Genomic DNA, 15838 nt, shown 5'->3' on the forward strand with positions numbered 1-15838 from the left:
CAACCCCCGCTGACCCAGCCGCTGGCTTCCATCACCCGGGACGCCGGCGGCAGACTCCGCGAAGCGTTCGAGAGCTGCCTTCCCCGGCGCGAATTCGACCGGGCGCGACGGCTCGCCGATGAGGTCCTGACGATGGACCCGCCGCCGGAACTCGCAGCCAGGGCGTTGGCTGTCAGTTCGCTGCCTGACATCCTGTTCGGCGGTGCCCGGGCAGGATCGACACCACTGGCCCGCGCGTGCACGCTGGCCTCCCGATCCGGGGACGACGTCCTGTACCGCCGCTTCGAGGTATTGCAGTGCCTTGTTTCTCATGATCTCTCCGACTCGGACTTTCCCCGGCGGTGGGCTCTTGCAGCCCACCGTTGCGAGAACGAGCCTGACGTCAACTGGGCTTGGCTGATGATGCGGATCGCGATCGAGCGGGGTGACCTACCCACGGCTGAACTCGCCGGCCGGCTTCCGCTGGCCAGCGGTGCCGGGGCACTTGCGGGGCAGCTTCATCAACTCGCCACTGCGTGCCTGCTGTCCGAAATGGGCGAGCGTGATGCGGCCATCCAGTCGCTGTCGAGTCTTGTCCGAGCCCTGGACCGAGCCGGATCCATCCTTTTGGTTCCTGAGGCGCTGGCCCGGCTCGTCGCACTCCAGGCGGCAGACGATGTCGACACGGCCGAGACGAGCCTGGCGAGACTGGACCAGGAGCTCGTTGGTTCCTCCTTTCCCCGGGAGGGGTACCTGCGACTGATCGGCGTCGCCGCGATCCATGCCGCGCGCGGACGCACAGCGGCCGCGGCTGCCGCCGCAGCGGGAGCGGCGGAAATCGCTGACTCTGCGGGGTTGGTCAATCTTGCCGCCGAAGCGCACCGGATCTGCGCCGATCACACCCTTCGCGCGCAGGCGGCGGCTCGTCATCGGCGTGATGCGGCGCCGCTTCAGCTCACTCTCCGGATGGTCGCTGTCTAAAACAGGATCGAGCGATCGGCAACGCGGCGTTAGTGCATTGGCACTGCAGACTCGTCCGGCCTTCGCTCCGCCGGGGCGGCCGGTCATCCAATTGTGGTCGCATCGACAGGACGACGCCCCTCCGACGCATAATTTTCGCCGACAACTACTCCCTTCGGGCAACCTCGTGACCCGGTCCGGCACAATTTGTCACGATCGGTGCGGTTCATAGACACAAAGACCGGACATCGCGCACAATTGATCGAGATCGTCGGGGCGATCGATTACGGTGCGTGAGTTTCGCGCCGACCGCAACAGGTCAATGGGGGTCTGTCATGACGGGTCAGCTGGCAATGCGGCCAGAAATAGATGGCGTCGGCAGCGGTCCAGGGAGTGCGCCCGGCACGACGAGGATTCTGGTGGTCGACGACCATCTGTCCTTCGCCGATCTGCTGTCGGCGGCCCTCGAGTCCGTCCCTGGGATGGCCTGCGTCGGAACAGCCTCGACCGCGCAGCAAGCAATCTCGATGGCGAGCCTGTTACGACCGGACATCGTCATCATGGACATCCAGATGCCACGCGAGGACGGCTTGGTGGCCACCCGCAAGATCCGGGAGTCACTGCCGGAGATCATCATCGTCGTCGTCACCGCCTATCGGGACCAGGCGTGGATCGCCAGGGCGGCGCAGGCCGGAGCCTCCGGTTTCATTCCGAAGAACGGTTCTTTGTCGGAGATGATCAGCGTCCTGGGCCGCGTCCGACAGGGCCAGATGCTGGTGGCGCCGTCGGCGTTTCGGGGCGGCGCGGAGCTGACGCCGCGGCCTCCCAGCGAACTACGGCCCAACCTCACCGCCCGGGAACTCGAGGTGCTGTCGTATCTGGGACAGGGCATGGCGACCCAGGGCATCTCCCGGGTGATGGGGATCAGCTTGCACACCTGCCGCGGCTACATGAAGTCGTTGCACTGCAAGTTGGGGGTCAGCACCCAGCTCGAGGCCGTCATCAAGGCAAAGAGCCTCGGCCTCATCGATGCACCGGTATGACGGTTCGGCCGGATAACGCAGTGCAGCGGTGGGGTGGTGTTCGCCGTGAACTCCAGGTCTTCTACGGGGCAGCCGCCTTGGCGCTGCTCGTCGTCGCCGTGGGAGCAGTCGCGGCGAGCCGTTCGGTGGCCCGTTCGCAGGCCCTGAGCGATGCGGAGCACACGACGGTCAGGCTCGCCGCACTGGTCATTGCGCCGCTCCTGGAGGACTCGCTGAACGGCGACGTCGAGCGGCAGGGAGAGTTGTCGCGGGCGATCGACAACCGCATGCGAGATGGCTATCTCCGGCAGGTCATCGTGTGGGACGGTGAGGGCCGGATCGTCTATGCCGACGACCCGGCGGACGTCGGAAAGCAGCTGGAGCGGCCGGACGAGGTGCGGCGGGCGATAGAGCAGGGCGTCATCAGCTCCGAGTTCGAACCGGAACCGGAGGCCAGCCATCTCGCCGCGCAGGACAAGGGCGTCGGGTTCGTCGAGGTGTATGTGCCCTTCTCGTTGCCGGGTCGAGCGCCGATGGCATTCGAGGCGTATTACGACTATGCGCGGGTCGACGAGACGGCCACATCGCTGCTGTGGCAGCTGATCCCGCTGGTCCTGGTGCCCTTGGTGGTGCTGATGGCCATTCAGGTGCCGATCGCCACCTCGATGGCCCGGCGGGTGCGCCGGCACGATGCGGAGCGCTCTGAATTGGCCGAGCGCAGCCTTGCCGTCTCCGACCGTGAACGGATCAGGATTGCCGCAGACCTGCATGACGGGCCGATTCAGGACCTCGCCGGGACCGGTTACGCCCTGGGCGCCGTCGCCGGCAGCGTCCCGGAACAGCATCGGGCACTCATGGCCACGCTGCAGCGCACCGTGCAGCGCTCCATCGAGTCGTTGCGCCAATTGATGGTGGACCTGTACCCACCCGATCTCGGCCCGGCGCAGCTGCCTGACTCCCTGTCCCAGCTGGCGGAGCCGCTGCGGCGCAACGGCACTGACGTCACCGTGTCGGTCGGCGATCTCCCACCGGCCTCTGACGAGTTGTTCACGACCCTCTACCGCGTGACCCAGGAAGCGCTGGCCAACATCGCCAAACACGCTGCGGCCAGGCATGTCGCGGTCTCGCTGCAGGTGGTCCGGGACGACGATGACGAGCCGTCACTGCTGCTGCGAATCGTCGACGACGGCGTCGGTTTCAATCCGGACAGGCTCGACCGGCGCGCCGAGGGCCATCTCGGGCTTCAGTTGCTGAGGTCGCGGGTCGAGGGCCTCGGCGGCCGCTTCGCCGTCTGCGCCGCGCCCGGCGGTGGGACGTCCATCACCGCTGACGTGCCGCTACCGAGCCCCCTGCTTGTCTGAGATCTTCTGCCGCTCGGGCCTCGTCGATCTCCGTGCTGCGGCTACGCCGTTCCGGACAACACGACTGCGATCCCGACGGTCGCGCCCATCACGACGAGTTCGACGCCGGCCAGCCGGATCAACGGCCACAGCCGACCCGCTGCCGCCGCACCCATGGTGCTGCTCCGGTGCCAGTACCCGATGCAGAGCAGAACTGCGAGCGCCACCACCTTGGCGATCATCAGGTGCCCCCGGTCGCTCTCGACAAGCTGGCCCCAGGTGTCGAGCATGATCGCACTTTCCGCGACGCCCGAGACGCCGACGCCGATCGCACACAGCAGGGCCGTCGAGCTGAACCTCGGCAGGCTGTCCCGCAGTGCGTCGGGAAACGCCCGGAGGTGCAGGGTCAGGGCAAGTAGACCACCGATCCAGACCGCCGCCGCGAGGACGTGTACCGCCAGGACTGTCATGGCCATCGTGGGCGAGTTGTGGTGCCCGGCATGCCCGGCCAGGGTGGCGGGAAGCAGAGCCGCGGCGACCACCACCAGGCCCGCGCCCGTGGCGGCCCGCCCGCTGGGTCGAGCTGCGAAAAGTGCCGCGCCACAGGCAACCCACAACGTGGTCAGCTGGCCGAGCATGGACGGGGATCCCAGCAACACCGCAACAACGTCGAGCCGCCCGGAAAGTTCGAGCAGCGGTACGCCCATCGCATCCGACATCGTCAGGACGAGGACCGCGAGCGAGCTCGCTGCCCACGCGGCAGCCCAGCGCGCCGTGATCACCGCCAGTCTCCGGTGAGCCGCCTCGTGGCACCGTGGAACGAGGACGCACCTCGCGAACAGCAGTCCCACGACGGCGACCGCGGCGAGTTCCTGGGCCGCCCCGGCCACCGGTAACGCGAGCGAAGTGAACGCGCCGGAATCCGGAAGGCCCTTGGGCGGCGGCTGATAGCCGGTGCCCGTCCACCACCGGGCGATCACGACGGCGCCCGCCGAGGCGAGCGCGACCGACGCCATCACCGCGCGTACCGACCGAATCGGTCGGTCGACAGCTTGTTCTGCACCGCGGTCGTCCAGTTGCACCATCAGTTCTGTCCTGTCAGGAGGTCGACGCCGTGTGGCGGTCAAGCGGTCGGGCACTCGGACCAGAGCGTGAACAGCAGTCGCCCGTTGATCGCCTCCGTCGGTAGCGGCCCGAAAATTCTTGAGTCGATTGACGTCTCGCGATGATCGCCCAGAACGAACACGTGGCCGGGCGGGACCGTGACGGTCGGGGTGTAGACCCCGTCGATGGCTGCGTGGTCGACGTAGCTCTCGGCGATCTCGCGCCCATCGACGAACAACCCGGCATCCTTGATCGCCACCGATTGCCCGGCGACCGCGACGACGCGTTTGATGGTCGGTTGACCGTCCGCCGGGCCGGTGAACGTCACGATGTCATCGACCTCGACGTCGTTGCCGCTGCCCAGCTTGCGCACCACGATCGTGTCTCCGCCGCACACCGTCGGCGCCATGCTGTCGGAGGCGACGGTGACGGTGTCGATGAACTGGGTTCTGACCACCACCACCGCGATGACGACGGCGGCCACCGAGGCAGCAGCTGCCGCCCATCGCATCTTGCTCAGGGCTCCGGATCCGGGTAGGGCGGATCGGACCAGATGGGATCGTTGACGTCCACGTCGCCGGGCTTCAGGCCGACGCTGAACTGGTGCATCATGTCGTGGTCCTCGTGTACCAGATTGTGGCAGTGGACCATGTACTTGCCGCGGTGCGGACCGAATTTCATGATGACCCGGACCTTTTCCTTCTCGCCGACGTAGACGACATCCTTCGGCCCGAGTTCGTAGGCGAATGGCGCCCTGCCGTTCCGGCTGAGGATCTTGAAGTCGATCAGGTGGATGTGCAGCGGGTGGAACCAGCCACCCGAGCTGTTCTCGAGTTCCCAGATTTCCGTGTCGCCCAGTGCGGGATTGGCCAGCACGGAGCTGAACCCGGATGCGACCACGTCCTCCCACGTCTGGTCGTTGAGACTCCACACATTCGTCACGTCATCATGTTTCAGCCGGATGTTCCTGACCTTCAGCCTCGGGTTGGCGGTCAGCTTCATCACCTCGTTACCAGGATTCAGTTCGTTCGGGATCCGGTTCCAGGTGGGATCGTTCGTGTCGAAGGAATCGGCGACGACGTCGAAAGCCATGATCTTGTTCGTGTTGTCGAAATCGCGGTTGTTCGGATTACTCAGGTTCCGCATCTCGATGCGTTGCCCGACCGCGAACTTCGAGAAGTCGATCAGGATCTCGTAGCGCTCCGCCGAGCCGTGCCGCCAGGAAGCGACCTGCTGTGTCCTGGGCATCAGGCCGCCGTCGGTCGCGACCATGTACACCGGTGTGGCCGGCGAGAGCGTCGGCCGGTACGACCGGGACGGCGACCCGTTCAGCACCCGGAAGCGGTATACCCGCTTCTTCACCTTCATCACCGGCCAGGCTCTGCCGTTCACCAGGATGACGTCGCCCCAGAGACCGGAGCGCGTGCGATCGTCGTACAACTGGGAGGCGTTGGCCTGGAACATGATGTCGGAGAGGGTGAGCCCGACGTCGAACTCCCCCTGCGGCAACAGGTCCAGCTCCATGTCGTCATGCAGGTGGTACTGGGAGGCGAGCCCCGAATAGACGTTCTGCGCCGTGTAATGGACACCGTGATCGTGATACCACAGTGTTCTGGCGGCCTGGAAATTCGGATACTGATAGCGCTTCAACTGTCCCGGCCACGTCACGTCACTGGCATAGCCGTCGTACTGCGGCAGCGACGCCGAGCCGTGCAGGTGGGTCGACAGCGCCGTGGGCGTGCCGAATGTCGGATGCGACGCCGGCAATCTGTTGTGGACCCGCAATTCGATCGGGGTGCCGACACGCACGTCGATCCGGCGCGCGGGGACGAGTCCCTCGTAGCCGATCACGGGGGTCTGCGGATAGCCCGGGACGATCCCCACCGAGCCGGTCTTGGCGGCGATGTCGTAGATCTCGACGGTCCGGCCCTGGTCATCGAGTCTGGTACCGATGGGTGGCAGCCTCGGCAACCGCCCGAAGGTGGTCCGATACGGCACCGGCATGCTGGCCTTCGGTAGCAGGCTGGCCGACTGGCCGCTGACCATGCGGCCCAATGGGACTGCCAGACCGGCAGCACCGAGTGCGCCGAGACCACCGAGTTTGAATGCATCTCTGCGGGACAATGACATGACCGCATCCCGTTCGTCGAAGGGCAAGCGGCGAACCGCTTGTCGGCTCGTCCCACCGCCGCGATGCTGTGCCCGGGCGGTGGGACGACCCGAGGGGAGACTGCAGAGGCAGCATCCGCCCGCGCCGCCGCGGCAGGCACCCCGCATTGGGGGGGCCGGTCATACCCAAAACAGGGGGGTCATCGAACCGTCTGGCCGGCGCGGGCGTAGCGGGCCGGCGCCATCAGGCGAATACGGGGTTCAGAAGGAATCGGGTGCACAAAGACCTCCGGCCCCGACACCACAGAAGCGGTGTCGGGGCCGGAGGCGACGATCAGGTGGCGCGGGGTGATCCGTCAGATGACGGTGACCGCCGTCGCCTGCGGGCCCTTGTTGCCCTGGGTCACGGTGTAGCTGACCTTCTGGTTCTCCTCGAGCGAGCGGTAGCCGCCCGCCTGGATCTCCGAGTAGTGGACGAAGACGTCCGGACCGGAGCCCTCGGGGGTGATGAACCCGAAGCCCTTCTCAGCGTTGAACCACTTGACGGTGCCCTGTGCCATGGTGCTCTCCTTGCGGGGTGAATCCGATACGGACCCGCGCACTGTGCGCTGATCCGGGTTAGTCGACGATTTCGACACCTTCGGATGCAAACACCCATGGAGCCAAGCCCGTGGCGACATCTTGGCGTCGCGTGGAACGGACTCAAGAACGGTAACCGAGTCAAGCCTCTCATGATTCGGTCGGAAAGACCACCCACCCGGGTGATCCCCCCTCAGTTCACCCGGACGTACGCAGCACGAGCGACGGCGGGAAGATGGTCGGCGGCCCCAGCGGGTCGTTGTCACAGATCCGGCCGAGCAGCACCTGACCGGCGGCGCGGGCCATCTCGGCAATCGGATTGACCACCGTGGTCAATGGCGGGTCGGTGGTCGCGGCGAACGCCGCGTTGTCGTAGCCGACCACGGCGACATCGGCCGGCACGGACCTGCCGGCCGCCCGGAGCACGTCCAGCACGCCCACCGCCATCAGGTCGTTGGCGACGAAGATCGCGTCCAGGTGGGCGTGCCGGTCCAGCAGCCGCCGAGCGGCGTCGGCCCCGCCGGCGGTGGTGAAGTCGCTGTGCTCCAGTGCCGTCGCGGGCAGCCCGGCGGCGCCCAGTGCGGCCCGCCAGCCGTGCACCCGATCGACCGCGGCGATCATGTCGGGCGGGCCGGCGACGGTGGCAATGGCCAGCCGGCCCTGCTCGATCAGGTGCCGGGTCGCAATCTCGGCCCCTAGCCGGTTGTCGGTGTCCACGTAACTGAGCTGATCCGGCAGGTACCACGGCCGGCCGACGAAGACGCTGGGCAGCGCTCCGGCGACGAGCGCACGCTCGATCAGGTCGGACTCGTGGTGCGACACGACCACCGACCCGTCGACGTGCCCGTGCCGCAGATACCGCATGGTCTTGTCGGCCGTGTCCCCCCGGCGGGCCAGCAGCAGCACCATGGCGAACTCCGTGTCGTCCAAGGCCTGACCGAGACCCTTGATGATCTGTCCGAAGAACGGGTCACCGGTCACCCTGTCGTCGGGCTCGGGGATGACCAGGGCGATGGAGTTCGCGCGGTCGGTGACCAGCGCGCGAGCCGCACGGTTCGGTGTGAAGCGCAGCGTCCGGACCGCGGCGTCGACGGCGGCCTGGGCGTCCGGACTGACCCGGTTACCCCCGTTGATCGCCCGCGAGGCGGTCGACCGGGAGACACCGGCGGCGGCCGCCACGTCCTCCAGGGTCGGTGAGCGACCTTTGCCCGGCGGCTCGGCTGACGTCACCGGGAGAGCATCAGCGCGAACCACAGAAATGTCCACCCCAGCCCGATCGGCATGACGACCCATTGCGCTCTGTCACCAGGGGACGGCCGAGCGAGGCTCACAGCGTCCCCAGCCACTCCAGCACCGCCGCGCCGATCGCGTCGTCGGCGCGGCGCGGGTCGTGCCCGCCGGCCAGCCAGACCTGGGTGACCGGGCCCGCGATGGCCGGAACGGCGGCGTCGAATTCGGCCGGCGAGCCGAATGGGTCGGAGCGACCGGAGATCATCAGCACCGGCACGGAGACGTTCGGGAAGTGCTCCACCCTGAGCTTCTCCGGCTTGCCCGGCGGGTGGAGCGGGTAGCTGAGCAGGACCAGACCAGCCGCGGGCAGCCCCTCGGCCACCGCCATCGAGCACATCCGGCCGCCGTAGGAGCGCCCACCCAGGACGAGGCGTTCCGCCGCGATGGCGTGGGCGGCGACGAATGCGCCGGCTTCCCTGACCAGATGCTCGATCGCCACCGCCGCCTTGTCGGGCACCCGCCGGCCCTGCTGCCGGTAAGGAAAGTCGATGCGCGCGCACGGCAACGGCGCAACGGCCGCCTCGAGTGCGACGAGGGTGTGCTGGTTGCGGTCCGCCCCGGCCCCCGGCGTCAGCAGCAGGCCACCCGGCGCACCGCTCATCGGTCGCATCCTCTCGTCGGGCCGCGCGGGAGCCACCGGGATCGGTGATGGACCACGCAGACTGCGAACAGCATGCCGCACGCGAACCGGCGCGTCGCTGTGCCGGAACGGAAAAGGCGAAGTACCCGGCGTGCCCAGGGTCGAAACAACTTCGGTTCCCCTCCCGCTGTCCCGAAAGGCGTTGCTGCGGGCGGGCTCCCGGCTGTGGAACCATGGTCGGACCGGCACCGGTCGCGGCGGAGGGACGAGCATGGATCTGGGCATCGCGGGGCGCATCGCACTCGTCACCGGCGCTGATTCCGGTATCGGTTTCCACACGGCGGCCGCCCTGCTCGCAGAGGGGGCCACTGTCGTCATCACCGACGTGCAGCAGCCGGAGCTGGACGAGGCCGCGATCCGGCTCGGCGCCGGACCCGACCGACTGCTGGCCGTCGCTGCGGATCTGACCAAGGACGCCGACGTCGCCGCACTCCGCGATCGGGTCGACGAGCGTTTCGGGGACCTGGACATCCTGGTCCAGTCGGCCGGGATCACCGGGGCGCAGGGCCTGTTCCACGAGATCGACCAGGAGGGTTGGAGCCGGACGATCGAGGTTGGACCTGCTGGCGCCGGTCCGGCTGCTGCGCGCCTTCCTGCCGGGACTGCGGCGGGGAGGATGGGGTCGGGTCGTGCTGCTGGCATCGGAGGACGCGGTCCAGCCCTACGACGACGAACTCCCGTACTGCGCGGCCAAGGCCGGGATACTCGCGCTCGCGAAGGGACTCTCCCGGTCGTACGCCACCGACGGCCTGCTGGTGAATGCGGTATCGCCCGCGTTCATCGCCACACCGATGACCGACGCCATGATGGAGAAGCGGGCCGGGCAGCTGGGCACCGGGATCGACGAGGCTATCGAGTCGTTCCTGTCCGAGGAGCGGCCATACCTGGAGTTGAAGCGGCGGGGCCGGCCGGAGGAGGTCGCCGACGTGATCGTCTTCCTCTGCTCGGACCGTGCCAGCTTCGTGAACGGGTCCAACTACCGGGTCGATGCGGGTTCCGTTGCGACGATCTGACGGCTATGCCCCGATCGAGTCCTACGCCTCGATCGGGGACGGCCGAACGGTCGCGTTGATCTCCGACGACGGCCGGATCGACTGGTTCCCGGTCCCCGACCTCGACTGCCCGCCGATCTTCGGGGCGCTGCTCGACGCCGAGGACGGCGGCCACCTCGCGCTCGCACCGGTCGGACCGGCCCGCCGGTCCCGTGAATATCTCACCGGCGCCAACGTCCTGGTCACCACGTACACGACGGACCGCGGAGCCGTGCGCGTCACCGATTCGCTCAACTCCGGGGTTGCCGGACGGTTGCCGTGGACGGAACTGGCCCGCCGGATCGAGGGCCTGCGGGGGCACGTCGAGATGCAATGGGCGGTGCGGCCGGGTTCGCGGCTCGGCGAGTCGTCGCCATGGGTGCAGGAGCGGCCAACCGGTCCGGTGCTCCGGTCCGGGGACGTCGCCGTCGCGGTGCACGGCATCGACCATCACCCGGTCACCTCCACCGAGGACATCCGCGGCTCGTTCACCACCGACCCCGGCTCCCGGCATCTGATCGGCCTGACCGGCACCAGGGGTGAGCCGCTCAACCTTCCCGACCCGGCCGACATCGACCGGCGCATCGATGGCACCGTTGGTTCGTGGCGGGCCTGGTCGGATTCGCTGGACTACGACGGCGAGTGGGCGCCCCAGGTTTTGCGGCACGCGCTCATCCTCAAACAGTTGATCTTCAGCCCGACGGGCGCTGTCGCAGCCGCAGCAACCACATCGCTGCCCGAGAGCCCCGCGGGCGGGAAGAACTGGGACTACCGCTACGCCTGGGTCCGGGACGCCGCGCACACCATCCGCGCACTGATCCGCATCGGTGCGAAGGAGGAGATCCACGCCGCCGTCTCCTGGCTGCTGCAAAGCCTGCGCCGGCACGGCGCGCACGTCTTCACCCACCTGTCCGGCGAGCCGCCCAGCGGTCGGCGAAAGGCACCGGGCGTGCCGGGATGGCGCGGTATCGGCCCGGTGCTCTCCGGGAACGGTGCCGCCGAGCAACTCCAGCTGGGAGCGTCCGGCGACATCTTCGACGTGGTGCGCAGCTACGTCGAAGCCGGGCATCTGCTCGATCCGGACGCGGGCGCGATGCTGGCCGACCTCGCCGACCAATGCTGCGATCAGTGGCGACGTCCGGACGCCGGAATCTGGGAGCTGCCCGACGAGCAGCACTACACGTCGTCCAAGATCGGGTGCTGGCAGGCGCTGACCTGCGCGATCGAACTTGCCGAGCGCGGGCAGATCCCGAGCCGCGGCGGCAGGTGGCGAGCGGAGCGGCAGGCCATTCGCGACTTCGTCGACCAGCACTGCTGGAACGACGAGATCGGCTGCTACGTCAAGCATCCGGAGACCGACGAGCTGGATGCGTCCATCCTGCTGGCCGGCGGATTCGATGACGGCGCCAGGATGTCATCGACCATCGACGCCGTGCGGGACGAGCTTGCCGACGGCCCGCTGGTCTACCGCTACAGCGGCATGCAGAACAGCGAGGGCGCCTTCGTCGCGTGTTCGTTCTGGATGGTCGGGGCGCTGGCCCGGGTCGGCCGATCGGCGGAGGCGCGGGAGCTGATGGACGAACTGCTCCCGCTCGCGAACGACGTCGGCATCTTCGCCGAGATGATCGTGCCGGCCGACGAGCCCGGCGGCCGGACGTTTCTCGGCAACCTGCCGCAGGGCCTTTCCCACCTGTCGCTGATCAACGCAGCACTCGCCGTCGACGACGCGGGCCGATCGATATCCGCCCCGGCGGAACGTCCCGACGGTCATTCGGTGATCAGCGGACGACTCGTATCTGCTGACAGCGCGACCGCGCGGGGTTAGGGTCATCGCGATCGCTCTGACAGGGCCGAGGCGCTCTGTTCGCCGACCGGGAGGTCTGATGACCGATTCCGCACTCCTCGCTCTGCAGCGCTCGATCGAGGAGTTGAAGACAGCAGTTTCCGTCCTGACACACATCCACGGAAAGACCTCGGTCGTCGCGCGCCTGTGCAACGACCTGGAACGGCTCCAGCTCGACGCCGCCGACGCCGAGATCCTGCGGACGCCTGACCTGCCCGTCAGCATCAAGGGCGCCGGGGCCGGGATGTACCAGGTCAGCGACGAACCGTACGACCAATCGATGTGGAAGGACTCGGATCAGGAGGGCGTCGGCGGCTACTCCGGGCACGACCGTTGAGCGGGGTCAACACCCCTGGACGTGCCCGGCTGGCCGTAAAGACCCTGCGGTCCGACACCTGGTGGCTGGCTCCGGCCGCCACCGCTGCCGGCCTGCTGCTGTTCGCGGTCTACGCCACCTTCCGCGCGTTCCAGTTCGACTATTACTACTCCGCGCCGTATCTCACGCCGTTCTACTCCCCGTGCTTGACGACCGGATGTGCCCCCGGGACGAGTGATCTGGGCCAGCCGATCAGCTGGTGGCCGCTGTCCCCCGCGCTGATCATCCTGATCTTCCCGCTCGGCTTCCGGCTGACCTGCTACTACTACCGCAAGGCGTACTACCGGGCATTCTGGTTCTCACCGCCGGCCTGCGCCGTCGCCGAACCGCACCGGCGGTACAGCGGCGAGACACGTTTCCCGTTGATCCTGCAGAACGTCCACCGGTACTTCTGGTACTTCGCGGTGCTGTTCGGGTTGATCCTGACCTACGACACCGCCCTGGCGTTCCGCAACCCGGACGGCGAATGGGGGCACATGGGCCTCGGCACGGTGATCATGCTGATCAACGTCGCCCTGATCTGGCTGTACACGCTGTCCTGCCATTCCTGCCGGCACATCATGGGCGGCAAGCTGAAGCACTTCTCCCGTCACCCGGTGAGATACTGGTCGTGGCAACAGATCTCGAAGCTCAACGGAAAGCACATGCAGCTCGCCTGGGCGTCGCTGGTGTCGCTCGTGGTCACCGACCTGTACATCTTCGGACTGGCCACCGGAACGATCACCGACCTGCGCTTCTTCTGACCCGCCTCCTCCTACCCCCCCGGACACCACCTTTTCGACGAGCCAGGAGACCATCCGTTGACCGGTTCCGCCGCATGAGCGAACACGAGGAGCACAGCTACGACGTGCTGATCGTCGGAGCGGGAGGTGCCGGTCTGCGTGCCGCCATCGCCGCCCGCGAGGCCGGGATGCGCACCGCCGTCATCTGCAAGTCGCTGTTCGGCAAGGCGCATACCGTGATGGCCGAAGGCGGCATCGCGGCGTCCATGGGCAACGTGAATTCGAAGGACAGCTGGCAGGTGCACTTCCGCGACACCATGCGCGGCGGCAAATTCCTGAACCATCCGCGGATGGCGGAACTGCACGCCATGGAAGCACCCGAGCGGGTGTGGGAACTGGAGACCTACGGCGCATTGTTCGACCGCACGCCCGACGGCCGGATCAGCCAGCGCAATTTCGGCGGTCACGAGTATCCGCGGCTCGCCCACGTCGGCGACCGCACCGGACTGGAATTGATCCGCACCCTCCAGCAGAAGGTCGTCTCGCTCCGGCAGGACGAGGACACCGCCGCCGACGACGCGGCCGGCACCAGGGGGCACGGTGTCGGGGACGTCGACGCTGGCCTCCGGGTGTTCGCGGAGGTCACCATCACCGACCTGCTGCAGGACGAGAACGGTTCCGTTGCAGGTGCTTTCGGCTATCGACGAGAGACCGGCACCTTCATCGTGTTCCGCGCACCGGCCGTCATCCTGGCGACCGGCGGGATCGGGAAATCGTTCAAGGTCACCAGCAATTCCTGGGAGTACACCGGCGACGGGCACGCACTGGCCCTGCGGGCCAGGTCGACCCTGGTCAACATGGAGTTCGTGCAGTTCCATCCCACCGGGATGATCTGGCCGCCGTCGGTCAAGGGCATCCTGGTCACCGAATCGGTCCGGGGCGACGGCGGGGTCCTACGCAATTCCGAGAACAAACGCTTCATGTTCGACTACGTCCCCGAGATCTTCCGGTCGAAGTACGCCGAATCCGAGGAGGAGGGCGACCGCTGGTACGACGACCCGGAGAACAACAGGCGGCCACCGGAACTCCTCCCCCGCGACGAGGTCGCAAGGGCGATCAACTCCGAGGTGAAGGAGGGCCGCGGGACCGAACACGGCGGCGTCTTCCTGGACGTCTCGACGAGGCTGCCGGCCGAGGTGATCATCAAGAAGCTGCCGTCCATGCACCATCAGTTCACCGAACTGGCCGACGTCGACATCACCAAGCAACCGATGGAGGTCGGGCCCACCTGCCACTACGTCATGGGCGGTGTGGAGGTCGATCCCGACACCGCGGCGGCCGCCAGGGTTCCGGGCCTGTTCGCCGCAGGTGAGGTGTCCGGCGGGATGCACGGCTCGAACCGGCTCGGCGGCAATTCGCTGTCCGATCTGCTGGTCTTCGGCCGGCGGGCGGGGGCAGCCGCCGCCGAGTACGTCCTCGGTCTCGGCGGGATGTGGCCGCAGGCTCGGCCCGGGTCGGTGACGGAGGCCGCCGAGCGCGCCCTCGCGCCGTTCCAGCCGCCCGCCGACGGCGGGCTGGGCGAGAACCCGTACACGCTGCACCGCGAGCTCCAGCAGTTGATGAACGACCTGGTCGGGATCATCCGCAAGGAGGAAGAGGTACAGCGGGCGCTGGACGCGATCGATGCCCTCAAGCCGCGGGTTGCCGCGGTCTCGGTGGAGGGTCACCGGCAGTTCAATCCCGGCTGGCACCTTGCACTGGACCTGATGAACATGGTGATGGTGAGCGAATGCGTCGCCAGGGCAGCGCTGGCCCGGCGGGAGAGCCGCGGCGGGCACACCCGGGACGATTACCCGGAGATGAGCTCGGAGTGGCGCCGCAAGTTGCTGATCTGCTCGGTCGAGGGCGACGGCATCGCCGTCACCGAACAGCCGATCACCCCGATCCGGCCGGAGCTGCTCGCGCTGTTCGAGCGCTCCGAACTGGAGAAGTACCTGATGTCGGACGAGTTGCCAGCCGCCCCAGCACAGACCCCACAGCAGGAAGGCACCGGATGAGCCGGAATGCGACGTTCATGGTCTGGCGGGGCGACGCCGGCGGTGGGGCACTACAGGAGTACACCGTCGAGGTGAACGAGGGCGAGGTGGTGCTCGACATCATCCACCGGCTGCAGGCAACGCAGGCCGGCGATCTCGCCGTCCGGTGGAACTGTAAGGCCGGCAAGTGCGGTTCGTGCAGTGCCGAGATCAACGGCCGGCCGAGACTGCTGTGCATGACGAGGATGTCGACCTTCACCGACGACGAGGTGATCACCGTGACGCCCCTGCGCGCTTTCCCGGTGATCCGCGACCTGGTCACCGACGTCTCGTTCAACTACGAGAAGGCCCGCCAGCTTCCGTCCTTCGCCCCACCGCCCGGCCTGGCATCGGGCGAGTACCGGATGGCCCAGGTCGACGTCCAGCGCTCGCAGGAGTTCCGCAAGTGCATCGAGTGTTTCCTCTGCCAGGACGTCTGCCACGTCGTCCGCGACCACGAGGAGAACAAGAAGGCGTTCTCGGGGCCGCGGTTCTTCATCAGGGCCGCAGAACTGGACATGCACCCGCTGGACGCCCGCACCGACCGACGCGAGTTTGCCCAGGCCGAGCAGGGCATCGGGATGTGCAACATCACCAAGTGCTGCAGCGAGGTCTGCCCCGAGCACATCAAGATCACCGACAACGCGATCATCCCGATGAAGGAAAGGGTCGCCGACCGTCGGTACGACCCGCTGGTCTGGCTGGGCGACAAGCTGTTCCGCCGGCGGCGCGACTGATTCCGACGGCACAGCCGCTTCCGTCAGAACT

The 15838-nt window shown here is 67.6% G+C and carries 14 protein-coding genes and 1 pseudogene; 9 read left to right on the forward strand and 6 right to left on the reverse strand.

The features are described from left to right. From ACVBEQ_RS09520 to ACVBEQ_RS09530, 3 genes are all read left to right on the forward strand, one after another. Nucleotides 1-960: hypothetical protein (locus tag ACVBEQ_RS09520; protein ID WP_447152895.1), on the forward strand; the 960-nt coding region annotated here is incomplete at its 5' end. A 314-nt stretch (nt 961-1274) separates the two neighbouring features. Beyond that, nucleotides 1275-1982: a response regulator gene (locus tag ACVBEQ_RS09525; RefSeq protein ID WP_447152896.1), complete on the forward strand. Its 708-nt coding sequence runs from the start codon at nt 1275-1277 to the stop codon at nt 1980-1982. Continuing rightward, nucleotides 1979-3322 (forward strand): sensor histidine kinase, encoded by a 1344-nt coding sequence (locus ACVBEQ_RS09530; protein ID WP_447152897.1) that lies wholly within the window; start codon nt 1979-1981, stop codon nt 3320-3322. Before ACVBEQ_RS09525 ends, ACVBEQ_RS09530 begins: the two co-directional genes overlap by 4 nt. Before the next feature lie 41 nt (nt 3323-3363). Here the strand turns inward: ACVBEQ_RS09530 and ACVBEQ_RS09535 are convergent, their stop codons facing one another. The 6 genes from ACVBEQ_RS09535 to ACVBEQ_RS09560 form a co-directional block, all read right to left on the reverse strand. Beyond that, nucleotides 3364-4386 carry a copper resistance D family protein gene (locus ACVBEQ_RS09535; RefSeq protein ID WP_447152898.1) on the reverse strand — a complete coding sequence of 341 codons (1023 nt, stop codon included), beginning with the start codon at nt 4384-4386 and terminating at the stop codon, nt 3364-3366. Nucleotides 4387-4424: 38 nt separating this feature from the next. Beyond that, the gene (gene lepB / locus ACVBEQ_RS09540; protein ID WP_447152899.1) at nt 4425-4916 is read right to left on the reverse strand and encodes a signal peptidase I; all 492 of its coding nucleotides are present in this window, start codon (nt 4914-4916) and stop codon (nt 4425-4427) included. A gap of 5 nt (nt 4917-4921) precedes the next feature. Beyond that, the gene (locus ACVBEQ_RS09545) at nt 4922-6535 is read right to left on the reverse strand and encodes a multicopper oxidase family protein (protein WP_447152900.1); all 1614 of its coding nucleotides are present in this window, start codon (nt 6533-6535) and stop codon (nt 4922-4924) included. 335 nt (nt 6536-6870) lie between these two features. Further along, entirely contained in the window at nt 6871-7074 is a 204-nt protein-coding gene (locus ACVBEQ_RS09550) for a cold-shock protein (protein WP_447152901.1), read from the reverse strand. Nucleotides 7075-7291: 217 nt separating this feature from the next. Further along, nucleotides 7292-8323 carry a LacI family DNA-binding transcriptional regulator gene (locus tag ACVBEQ_RS09555; RefSeq protein ID WP_447152902.1) on the reverse strand — a complete coding sequence of 344 codons (1032 nt, stop codon included), beginning with the start codon at nt 8321-8323 and terminating at the stop codon, nt 7292-7294. A gap of 97 nt (nt 8324-8420) precedes the next feature. Then, nucleotides 8421-8984, reverse strand: a complete 564-nt coding sequence (locus ACVBEQ_RS09560; protein WP_447152903.1) for an alpha/beta hydrolase family protein — start codon at nt 8982-8984, stop codon at nt 8421-8423. A gap of 250 nt (nt 8985-9234) precedes the next feature. Here ACVBEQ_RS09560 and ACVBEQ_RS09565 point away from each other — a divergent pair. The 6 genes and pseudogenes from ACVBEQ_RS09565 (at nt 9235) to ACVBEQ_RS09590 (ending at nt 15807) form a co-directional block, all read left to right on the forward strand. After that, nucleotides 9235-10036, forward strand: a pseudogene (locus tag ACVBEQ_RS09565) (SDR family NAD(P)-dependent oxidoreductase). Continuing rightward, nucleotides 10011-11879 carry a glycoside hydrolase family 15 protein gene (locus ACVBEQ_RS09570; protein ID WP_447152904.1) on the forward strand — a complete coding sequence of 623 codons (1869 nt, stop codon included), beginning with the start codon at nt 10011-10013 and terminating at the stop codon, nt 11877-11879. The pseudogene ACVBEQ_RS09565 and the gene ACVBEQ_RS09570 overlap by 26 nt, the downstream one beginning before the upstream one ends. A gap of 58 nt (nt 11880-11937) precedes the next feature. Next, entirely contained in the window at nt 11938-12234 is a 297-nt protein-coding gene (locus tag ACVBEQ_RS09575) for a hypothetical protein (RefSeq protein ID WP_447152905.1), read from the forward strand. Next, nucleotides 12231-13016, forward strand: coding sequence for a hypothetical protein (locus ACVBEQ_RS09580; RefSeq protein WP_447152906.1), 786 nt, complete (start codon nt 12231-12233; stop codon nt 13014-13016). Before ACVBEQ_RS09575 ends, ACVBEQ_RS09580 begins: the two co-directional genes overlap by 4 nt. Nucleotides 13017-13090: 74 nt before the next feature. Beyond that, a complete protein-coding gene (locus ACVBEQ_RS09585; protein ID WP_447152907.1) occupies nt 13091-15052 on the forward strand; it encodes a fumarate reductase/succinate dehydrogenase flavoprotein subunit in 1962 nt (653 codons plus the stop codon). Then, nucleotides 15049-15807 carry a succinate dehydrogenase/fumarate reductase iron-sulfur subunit gene (locus ACVBEQ_RS09590; RefSeq protein ID WP_447152908.1) on the forward strand — a complete coding sequence of 253 codons (759 nt, stop codon included), beginning with the start codon at nt 15049-15051 and terminating at the stop codon, nt 15805-15807. Before ACVBEQ_RS09585 ends, ACVBEQ_RS09590 begins: the two co-directional genes overlap by 4 nt. The last annotated feature ends 31 nt before the right edge of the window (nt 15808-15838 follow it).

Source organism: Nakamurella sp. GG22 (assembly GCF_052976845.2).